At 42.9% G+C, this 1677-nt stretch carries 2 pseudogenes; one reads left to right on the top strand and one right to left on the bottom strand.

Features of this window, described 5'->3' with window-relative positions:
- Positions 1–202: 202 nt before the first annotated feature.
- Positions 203–1392, bottom strand: a pseudogene (locus tag GEI7105_RS36045) (IS5 family transposase); the annotation flags it as partial.
- A 129-nt stretch (positions 1393–1521) separates the two neighbouring features.
- On the opposite strand from GEI7105_RS36045, the pseudogene GEI7105_RS34910 reads away from it, so the two are divergent.
- A pseudogene (locus GEI7105_RS34910) lies at positions 1522–1677 on the top strand (transposase); the annotation flags it as partial.

Raw genomic sequence — 1677 nt, 5'->3', positions numbered from 1 at the left:
AGTAATCCTCCCAAATAGTGTTCTAAACCCCTTTTTTTGTGCTTGGGTTTTGAAGTCGGGGTCGAAACGCTTGCACCACTTCTCAAAGCAGGGTGGCATAGCGGCTGGGGTGGTCTCTCTCATGGGGACACTCTCCACCTTAAATCCTTGTCAGTCAAGGGTTTTGCTTTTATTTTACCTTTTTTACCGTTTAAGTCCCGTTAGGAGGTCTTCCTAAAGGCGGGCCGCTGAGACGAATTTCTCTTTCTTTACACCAAGCTCGATTAGCTCGGGTTCGATAAATTCGATCGGCGTGAACCGATGAGGGGTAAACTCCCGTATAGTCTTTGTAAGCTTCGACTTGCGAGATTAAATCTCCACTTTCATTATAATTATCCCAACTAATTTTTTCGAGTAAATACATATCCTTCTACACAACTGACTGATAACTTAGCCCCGAATTCCGTAGGACTTGCTGCCTTGCCTCTGACGATTGGACGGAGATGAGGTTGTGTTAAACTGACGATGTCGATTTTTCGTATTTTATTTTTATTGATTTGACCACATCCACTGCTGTTGACGGGTAATTTCACTGGAGACCAATAAATTCCTGTATTGCCTTCGGCTTAAGCATTCTAGGCTCGCCCCTTTCTCAATTAATTTCTCAATGTTTCGGAAGTTTCGTTGAAGATATTGGAGTTGTTTTTTGACAGCATTTCTTCTTTCTTTGCGAGAGGGTCTCCTCTTTTTGGCAAATTTGAGATACTCTTTTCGGGCGAGTTTTCGGTGGGTTCTAGGTTTTTTATACAGTTGGCCCTTCAGGGATTTATATAAAATGTCTAGGATGAGTTCGGTGGTTTTCCTCGCTTGATTTAACAGTTCGACATCGGTGGGGTATTTGATATCGGCAGGTGCGACGGTCGCATCGATTAAGAGTTTCCCTCTATTTTCTTTTCTTCTTTCGACTCCTTCTGACTTTTTTGTGTCTAGATTCCTCCCGTTGAAATCCTCGAGCTTGTCGGACAATTCTTCGATTTATTTTTTGAAGTTAGAGAGCGACCAATCCTTTGCCGAAAATGAACCATCATTGAAGCATCAAAAGGCGCTTCATTTCGATAACTCTTTTCCCCGATAAAATACTGTAGGTAAGGGTTTTCTTTAATTTGTTCGACAGTTTCTCGGTCGCTTATTCCCAATTTTTCTTTAATAATTAAGGCTCCCAGTGCCATCCGAAATGGTTTCGCTGGCGCTCCCATTTCCTCAGAAAAATTCTGGGCATATTCTTCCTCAAATTCTGCCCAGGGAATGAGGTTCGCCAAAAATTACCCAACGATTTTCTTCACACAACTTGCCTTCAAAAGGAAGTTCAAAGGCTTCTTCGGGCGCGTCAGGATTTTGTGATTTTCGATACATTTTTTCTTGCCGGATGCACGGGAATTTCCAATTTTACCTCTTTTTCGGGTTCTCGAAGCCACGTCAAGACTCCTCTAAGCCTTACACCGTAAGCTTTTCACTTCTTTTCAGCAAGCCCTAAGTACCGCTAAAAACCTCAGCCGAGAAGCCAAAAAACAAGCCCAGGAAGATGAGCGCATTCGTAATGCAATCGGGGGGAAATTTGGACAAGCCAAAAGAAGATTTAGCTTAAGTCGTGTTATGGCTAAACTGCCTAATACTTCGGAAACCTCCATCGCTCTGACC

The sequence above is a fragment of the Baaleninema simplex PCC 7105 genome (assembly GCF_000332355.1).
Taxonomy (GTDB): domain Bacteria; phylum Cyanobacteriota; class Cyanobacteriia; order Cyanobacteriales; family Geitlerinemataceae; genus Baaleninema; species Baaleninema simplex.
The sequence above is the reverse complement of the archived record's forward strand: the minus strand, read 5'-3'. Positions and strand labels throughout refer to the sequence as shown.